Source organism: uncultured Campylobacter sp., from assembly GCF_938030815.1.
GTDB lineage: Bacteria > Campylobacterota > Campylobacteria > Campylobacterales > Campylobacteraceae > Campylobacter_B.
Genome location: NZ_CALHII010000291.1, coordinates 1 through 7,600 on the forward strand (window position 1 = coordinate 1; position 7,600 = coordinate 7,600).

Consider the following 7,600-nt stretch of genomic DNA (forward strand, 5'->3'; position numbering starts at 1 on the left):
AAAGCCGCTAGAATATTACCGCCCACTTCTATCGTTTCGCTGCCATAAAATTTTACTCCGTCTCAAAAACCTCTCTCGCGTATTTCATCCCCAAATCATACGCCTTTTCATTTAGCGCACGGGTTTTTTCAGGCACAGAGCGGAGCATTTGAGCTTTTACGAGCCCTACGTCCATGCAGCGGCTAAGCTCTACTGCGATCGCTAGAGCCACGACACTTTGAGTGATGACATTTCCAACTTCGTATTTTGCGATGGTGATGATTGGAATTTCATAAATTTTAAAGCTTGCCCTATCCTCATCGCTCGGTGCTACTAAATTCGGCTCGATTACGATCACGCCGTCTTTTTTCACGCCATTTTTGAAAGCATCGTAGCTACTCTGCGCTGTTGCGAGCATAAAATCGATCTCGCCCTCGCTCGCGTAAGGATATAGAATTTCTTCATCGCTTAAGATAATATCCACTTTCGTAGGTCCGCCACGTACCTGAGAGGTATACGTAGATGCCTTGATTCCATAGCCGCCGTGCGCGATCTTTGCCGCAGCTAGAATTTCACCCGCTAAGATCACTCCTTGACCGCCCACTCCCACAAATCTTAATTGATTCATCTTAGTCCTTCAAAATTTATCGCTTCGCCGCTTTGTGCCGCGTCTATTACCTTTTGATACGCCTTTGTGTATTCGGTGCGCTCATTATCTTCGTGTAAAACCCCAATCGGAAATAGCCCCGCTCGCTCATCCTCGCTAAGAGCGTCAAATTTTGCTTTAGAAATCGTGCGCGAATCAAGCCACTTTAGCATTTGCACTGCCTCGCTCATTTTATTTTTACGACCCAAATTTACGTGGCAGTTGCTAAAAATATCAAAAAAACTATAACCCTCGTGCTCAAAGCCCTTGGCTAGAAGTCGCTCGATTTTTTCTGGATTTGTCACGCTCTCGCGTCCGACAAAAGTTGCTCCGGCAGCGATTGCAAGTTTCGCCGCATCAAAACTGGGATCGACATTGCCGTATTGCGCCGTAACCGTCCAAAACCCGCGCGGTGTCGTAGGACTCGTCTGCGAGTTCGTGAGCCCGTAGATGAAATTGTTTACTAAGATATGATTTAGATCGATATTGCGGCGGCATCCATGGATCGTGTGATTGCCCCCTATCGCAAGCCCGTCGCCATCGCCAGTGACTACTATTACGTGCTTACCCGGATTTGCAAGCTTGATACCCGTAGCATAAGCTATCGCACGCCCGTGCGTCGTATGGACGGTATTGCAGTCTATGTAACTAGACATCCTACCGCTACAGCCGATACCGCTTACCACGCACACATCGTCCATACTCCAGCCTACGCGGTCAATCGCGCGGATGATCGCTTTTAAGATCACTCCGTCGCCGCAGCCCCAGCACCAAAGTGTAGGCATCTTGTCCGTTCTTAGATATTTGTCGTAATCAAACGCCATTTAAAGCTCCTTTACTTTCTCGATAATCTCGCTGGGGCTAATCGGTCTGCCGTTTGCCTTAAGAAGCGTCTTAAAATCATCTCTCAAACAAGCGCGCTGCACTTCTAGCAGATACTGCCCTAAATTTAGCTCGGCGATCAAAATTTTATTAAATCTCTCCCCTAGCTCCCTTAGCTTGCGCGCTGGGCTTGGCCACAGCGTGATCGGGCGAAAAAGTCCCACACGCACGCCTTGTCCTCGTAGCTTTAAAATCGCGTCTTTTGCTGCTAAGCTAACGCTGCCGTAGGCGATGATGCAAGCATCAGCGTCATCTAGCATAAATTCCTCGTATTGCACGATCTCATCTACATGCGCCGAAATTTTATTAAAAAGCCTTTTTATAGAGCGATCCACGATCTGCTCATTTTCGGTCGGAAAGCCCTTCGCACCGTGATGAAGCCCCGTTATGTGATAGTGGTATCCCCTAAAAAAGGGATTTAGCACCGCAGGCTTATCGGGCGCAGCATCGTAAGGCTCATAATCTTTCGGACTACCTTTAAATTCCGCCCTGCGTTCGATTTTTAGATCCGAAATTTCAGGGAGCATCGCCTTAGCCTGCATATGCCCAAGCGTCTCATCAAGTAGCAAAAATACCGGCGTCATAAACCGCTCGGCTAGATTGAAGGCGCGCACGGTTTGCGTATAAGCCTCCTTTAGTGAGCCCGGGCACAGCGCGATGCTTTGAAAATCGCCGTGAGTGGGGTTGCGAGCTTGCAAAATATCGCCCTGTGCCACTCGCGTAGGAAGCCCGGTGCTAGGACCTCCGCGCATAACATTTACGATTAAAAGCGGAATTTCAGCGATAAAGCCAAGCCCGATCTGCTCTGATTTTAGCGAAATTCCAGGGCCGGAGCTTGCCGTCATCGCCTTCGCACCGCTCATCGACGCGCCCAAAGCTACAGAAATGCCCGAAATTTCATCTTCCATCTGGATAAATTTACCTCCGACCTTAGGTAGCAAGCGGCTCATCTCGTGCGCGATCTCGCTGCTCGGCGTGATAGGATAGCCGCCGAAAAAATTACAGCCGCAATCAATCGCCGCACGCGCAATTAAGGCGTTGCCTGTGGAAATTACCTCTTTCATTATGCGTCCTTGGGTTTCATAAAATTATTGTTTTTGATTTTTTCAGCCATCTCTCTAGCCTGCGAGCTTAGACGAGCGAATTTAAAGCCTTTGGGCGCAACGAAAATCGCAAAATCCGGGCAGTGCAACTCGCACTCCCTACAGCCGATACAGGCGCCCTCATCCACCACGTCGATCATCATGCCCTGCACGGCGCCCTCGTCCTGTCTCATCGCGATCGCGCCGCTAGGACAGACGCTTACGCAGATATTGCACGCCTTACAGCGGCTCTCATCCGTCCAGACAGCGCGCTGGCTCTCATTTTCGCTCATATTTTCTCCTTAATTTATCAAAATCCACACTAAATCCCGCTTCGCGATTTAAAAATTGAAATTTTGCGGCGCAAGCCTGCTTTGATCGCATTAAAGTCCTCTCGTTTTTAAATTTTGCAGAGTTTAAATTTTAAAATTTTGTGGCGTTTAAAAATTTTACGTCACGCAGAATTCTGAGCCAAAGTAAAATTTTAATCTATGAAATTTCACAGCGGGCAAAATTGCGCAAATTTTAAAATTCCGCAGCGAATGAAATTTTACGCTACACAATTCCGCGAGCTTAAATTTCTTGCCAAAGTGAAATTTGATGCTGCAAATTCTATCACAAGAATTCTGCGCTTTAAAATTTTAGCTCTGTAAATTCCGCGTCGCGTCGAATTCGCTTTATTTCCACTAAAACTTCAGCCCCGCTACCCGCTCGCGCATCCGTTCGAGCTGCTCATAAAACTCACCCGAGTAAGCGAAATTTCTCTCTATCGCGCCCATTTTGCCGACGCTTACGAAGCGCCCCAAAGGCACCCCCGATCTATCCGCGACGCAGCAGGCGAGCGTGCCGCAAGTATCAAAAAGGATGTATTTTATGATCTTTACGATGCCCGCAGCGGGCGCCAAATACGCCGACGTGCCCAGTAGCTCGCCGATCTGCGCGCCGGCGCGTTTGGTATTTTGCACCGCGCGCTCGAAAATTTCATCCGAAATTTCAAATCCCAGCTCGTTTTTAAGCGCGATCATCTCTTCGCTATGCGGACCCACGATCGCGCTTCTCATCGATGAAATTTCCTTGCAGCTCGCTCGCGCGAGTTCAAATTTAAGCCGCGCGCCGTCCAGCTCGCCCGCCATGCCGATGACGCGCTCCTTTGCAAACCCGCTGGCCTGCAGCGCCGCATAGACCATCATATCAAGCGGATTGGTAACGACGACGATAATGGAGTTAGGCGCGTATTTTGCGGCATCTCGCGCGCATTGTGCGACGATGGCGGCGTTTACGCCAAACAGCTCCTCCCTGCTCTGCCCCGCCTTTCTTGCATGCCCCGCCGTGATCACGACGATGCCTGCCTCCGCTATGTCGCCGGGCTCCGTGCTGCCGCTTATGAGCAGGTCGCGCTCGTAAACCGCCGCCGTATGGGCAAGATCGAGTGCTTTGCCGCGCGCGATCTGCTCTACCGTATCCACAAGCGCGATGCTATCTATCTTTTGGCTTAAAGAATCGCTTACGATAAGATCGTTTGCTACCGCTGCGCCGATGTTTCCCGCGCCGAATATCGCTATTTTCATTGTTATCTCCCAAATATCGGCCCGCATTTTTATGACTGCGGGAGTTTAAATTTTAAAATTTAAAGACGAAATTTCGTTTTTAAATTTAATTCCGAAGCGGCTTTTAAATTTTACCTCTGCGCCTTTACATTGCGCTCGTGCTCGGCTTGCGTGCGCGCAAAATCGTGAAGCCCCGTCTTTTTATTTCGCATAAAATACAGATACTCGCTCTTTGCGGGCGCAAAAACGGCGCGTATCGCATCGCGAGAGACCACGCATACGGGCTCTTTGGGAAGTCCGTCGTTGAGGTAGGTGTTGTAGTGGCTGGTATCGGTGCGGATGCGCTGCGGAGTGATCTTGACGTGCGAAAACTCGCCGTAATTCAGCGTACCGTCCATCTGAAGACGCATATTTTTGGCCAAGCGGTTGTCGATGACGGAGGCTACGAAGGGCATTTCATCTGTGTTTGCGGCCTCTTTTTGAATGACCGAGGCCTTGATCAGCACCTGCTTCCACGTCGTGGCGTTATAGTCGCCGCTAAGCTCGCGCGACAATCCTTCGTGGAATTTTTGTGCGCTTGAAACAAGGTGGTCGATGATATTTTTTTCGCTTTCGTTTTTGCTAATTTTGTAGGTTTCAGGCACCAAAAAGCCCTCGTAAAACGGCGCCGTGGCGTTGTATTCGCGCTCAAGCTCGCTAAAGCTTAGTCCGCGATCTTTCGCAAGCTGTTTTAAAAACACGATCGTAGTCTCGCCCGGGATTAACTTAATCTCGTTCATCACGGGCTTTGCGACGCTTAGCTCATATAAAAACTGATATTTGGGCAAATTTTCGCCACTAAGCTCCAGCTCGCCGGTTTTTGCGCCGCCGTAAAAAGAAAGCAGCCTCGCGTCGAATTTGCTAAATTTAGGATAACTCTTTGAGAGTTGCGATAAAATTTTCGTTGAGCTGCCTTGTCCTATCTGCACGGTTGTCGCGTTGCCGACGCGCTCGTGTAGATCAAAGCCCACGGCTAAAAGCACGATAGCCGCAAGCTCGATACAAATGCACGCCGCTTTGATGAGCTTTATAAAGAATTTCATGCGTTCCTTTCAAAATTTAGCTGAAATTATAGGCAAATAAGCCAAAATTTTGAATAAATTTCATATTATAAGCGCAGTTTTTCGGCACGCCCGATTTGATTTTAGGGCGGAGTTTTTGATGAGGCGATGATGTTTAGAACTTTGGCTAGATTTTTTTTGTGCATAACCATACTTTTTATAATCTGTGCGGTAGGTCTAAAGCACGGTATAACGATTTCGCAGCTGGACGTGGGCTTTGCAAAGCTTGAGGGGTTTTATCTCAAGCTAAATAAAGGTCTCGTGCTGCGTATCAAAAATCTTGAAATTACGCAAAATAATACACAAAATTTAGAGCAAAATTCCACCGATCTGCGCACGCAAAGCGAGAAAATTTTGGAATTTAGCAAAAAAATCTCGCTCATCAACTCCTTTTTTGAAGAGATCGACGTAGACAATATGAAAATAAAAGGCGAAAGCCTAAAGCTAAAATACAAAAGCGACGTTTTTTACGCCGATACGCGGTTTTTTAGGCTAAGCTCAAAGATCACGCCGGGCGCAAACGGACTGAGCTTTGATCCAATCGAGCTTGAGCTAAATGATTTTAATCTCACTCTGCACGGCACGGCGCGAGCAAATTTCAAAGCCGATACGTATGATTTTAACGGCACCTTCGCTTCGCACGAGATCGCGGGCGAGCTTGACGTGCACAATATCGGTTCACAGCTAAATATCGAGATAAACCGCGCCTCGGCCTTGAGCCTGAAAAATTTTATGAATGAGCTGGGCGCGCTTACTGGGCTAAATCCCCTTGCGAACGAGTGGATCTACGGCAAGGCGGTCGCGCAAAACTACTACATCGAAAATCTGCATGCCAAAGTCGATCTGAAAGATCCGCGCCCGATCGCAGAAAATGTTAGTGCCACGGCCTACGCGCAGGATCTTACGATAAAATTTCAACCGCAAATCGAAGCCGTAACGGTAAAAGACGCCAACATCACGCTCAAAAACGATTATCTAAGCTTCACGCTGAACGAGCCTAAATTTAAAGGCAAAAGCCTGGAGGGAAGCGGCGTGCGTATCGGCGGGCTTTTTGAAGAGAAGCCGGTCGTATATCTGGATCTGCGAACTAAAGAGAGTTTGGGCAAGGACCTTGTAGATATTTTGCAAAGCTACGGCATAAATGAGCCCGTATATCCGCTGAGCGGCGGGATCGATGCGCGCGTGCTGATAGACGTGGACGTAGAAAAGGAAAGCGCCAAGGTGGATGCGAACGTGACGCTAAAAGACGCCGATCTGATGATCTCTAAAGCGAAATTTCACTCCAAAGCCGCGCGGGTGCATATCACCGAGAAAAAAATCGACATCAAAGACGCGAATCTGCAAAATGAAATTTTTAACGCCACGGCAAGCGGCAGTATCGATATCGCCACGCGCAAAGCTAAATTTAACGGCACAATCCATAGCTTCAATCTCTCCCCGAACGGCAAAGAAATTTTAAAATTTGGCGACGCGAGAGATAATATAAGCCTTGATTTTAGCGGCAAAGCGCCGGTGCTGAGCTCGCAATTTTTAGGCGCGAAGATGAGCTTCGGCGAGCGGATCGAGATTAGCTCGCCCGATATTAGCGGAATTCTGCCCTTTTCCAAGACGCTTAAAAACGCGGGCATTAGCGGCGGAGATCTTAAAATTTTAACCAGCGATTTTACAAACTTAGATATCAGCAGCAACAATCTCATCTTTGATTTCGGCCTGCTAAACAAGGACGGAAGCCATTATAAAAACGACTCTTTCGCGCTTCGGGTACGCGGGGGCGATCTGGACGGCTCTAGCGGAAGCGGTAAAATTTCTCTTAAAATAAACAAAGGCGGTAACTTTGTCGCTCTAAAAGACGTGGACGTCGCGATCAATACTAGCGTGCAAACCAGCGAGTTTAATAGCGGCACAAAGGAGCGCTCGCCGATAAATTTCAGCGGGCAAAATTCTGCGATCGTGCTATCCGATCTTAATAAGACGCTGAAATTTACGCACTTTAACGGCGTGCTGGACGGCAAAAATATGAACCTGAACGCAAATTTCAAACGCGGCGACGTGAAGTTGATCTTTAAAAAGAGCTTGCTTCAAATTTTTGCGCAAAACATCAGCGGCGAGGCGCTCAATCAATTCCTAGGCTCGCAGAGCTTCGACGGAGGAGTATTTACGCTAAAAGCAAGCGGTATCGATCCGCGCAACTACCGCGGCGAGATCAATGTGCAAAACACCTATCTGAAGGACTACATCATCTATCAAAGGCTACTTAGCTTTATAAACTCCGTGCCGTCGCTACTTACGTTTAAGACGCCCGATTTCAACGATCGCGGCTTTAGCGTGCAGAAGGGCAAAATTTACTTTCGCCGCAGCGGCGAT

8 protein-coding genes are annotated in these 7,600 nt (G+C 48.3%); 2 read left to right on the forward strand and 6 right to left on the reverse strand.

The genetic code is table 11. The annotated features are described in order from the left end of the window. Positions 1-52: 52 nt before the first annotated feature. From Q0277_RS11080 to Q0277_RS11095, 4 genes are read right to left on the reverse strand one after another with little or no spacing between them, the layout of a single operon-like run. A complete protein-coding gene (locus Q0277_RS11080; RefSeq protein WP_297998135.1) occupies positions 53-607 on the reverse strand; it encodes a 2-oxoacid:acceptor oxidoreductase family protein in 555 nt (184 codons plus the stop codon). Next, entirely contained in the window at positions 604-1,449 is an 846-nt protein-coding gene (locus Q0277_RS11085; protein ID WP_297998137.1) for a 2-oxoglutarate ferredoxin oxidoreductase subunit beta, read from the reverse strand. Before Q0277_RS11085 ends, Q0277_RS11080 begins: the two co-directional genes overlap by 4 nt. After that, entirely contained in the window at positions 1,450-2,571 is a 1,122-nt protein-coding gene (locus tag Q0277_RS11090; RefSeq protein WP_297998139.1) for a 2-oxoglutarate synthase subunit alpha, read from the reverse strand. It lies immediately after the preceding gene. Next, positions 2,571-2,882 (reverse strand): 4Fe-4S binding protein, encoded by a 312-nt coding sequence (locus Q0277_RS11095; RefSeq protein ID WP_177388316.1) that lies wholly within the window; start codon positions 2,880-2,882, stop codon positions 2,571-2,573. The genes Q0277_RS11090 and Q0277_RS11095 overlap by 1 nt, the downstream gene beginning before the upstream one ends. Before the next feature lie 198 nt (positions 2,883-3,080). Here Q0277_RS11095 and Q0277_RS11100 point away from each other — a divergent pair, with 198 nt between their 5' ends. Further along, positions 3,081-3,242 (forward strand): hypothetical protein, encoded by a 162-nt coding sequence (locus tag Q0277_RS11100; protein ID WP_297998142.1) that lies wholly within the window; start codon positions 3,081-3,083, stop codon positions 3,240-3,242. Between the two features lie 33 nt (positions 3,243-3,275). Here the strand turns inward: Q0277_RS11100 and Q0277_RS11105 are convergent, their stop codons facing one another. Beyond that, a complete protein-coding gene (locus tag Q0277_RS11105; protein WP_297998144.1) occupies positions 3,276-4,157 on the reverse strand; it encodes a malate dehydrogenase in 882 nt (293 codons plus the stop codon). 110 nt (positions 4,158-4,267) lie between these two features. Then, the gene (mltG, locus tag Q0277_RS11110) at positions 4,268-5,218 is read right to left on the reverse strand and encodes an endolytic transglycosylase MltG (RefSeq protein WP_297998151.1); all 951 of its coding nucleotides are present in this window, start codon (positions 5,216-5,218) and stop codon (positions 4,268-4,270) included. Positions 5,219-5,344: 126 nt separating this feature from the next. Between mltG and Q0277_RS11115 the strand changes: the two genes are divergently transcribed. Further along, positions 5,345-7,600 (forward strand): AsmA-like C-terminal domain-containing protein (locus Q0277_RS11115; RefSeq protein ID WP_297998153.1); only part of this gene is annotated, 2,256 nt, incomplete at its 3' end.

What these genes read in the sequence shown, in the direction of transcription:
- mltG (WP_297998151.1), bottom strand. Translation starts at nt 5,218, where the DNA reads ATGAAATTCTTTATAAAGCTCATCAAAGCGGCGTGCATTTGTATCGAG.
- Q0277_RS11080 (WP_297998135.1), bottom strand. Translation starts at nt 607, where the DNA reads ATGAATCAATTAAGATTTGTGGGAGTGGGCGGTCAAGGAGTGATCTTA.
- Q0277_RS11095 (WP_177388316.1), bottom strand. Translation starts at nt 2,882, where the DNA reads ATGAGCGAAAATGAGAGCCAGCGCGCTGTCTGGACGGATGAGAGCCGC.
- Q0277_RS11090 (WP_297998139.1), bottom strand. Translation starts at nt 2,571, where the DNA reads ATGAAAGAGGTAATTTCCACAGGCAACGCCTTAATTGCGCGTGCGGCG.
- Q0277_RS11105 (WP_297998144.1), bottom strand. Translation starts at nt 4,157, where the DNA reads ATGAAAATAGCGATATTCGGCGCGGGAAACATCGGCGCAGCGGTAGCA.
- Q0277_RS11085 (WP_297998137.1), bottom strand. Translation starts at nt 1,449, where the DNA reads ATGGCGTTTGATTACGACAAATATCTAAGAACGGACAAGATGCCTACA.
- Q0277_RS11100 (WP_297998142.1), top strand. Translation starts at nt 3,081, where the DNA reads ATGAAATTTCACAGCGGGCAAAATTGCGCAAATTTTAAAATTCCGCAG.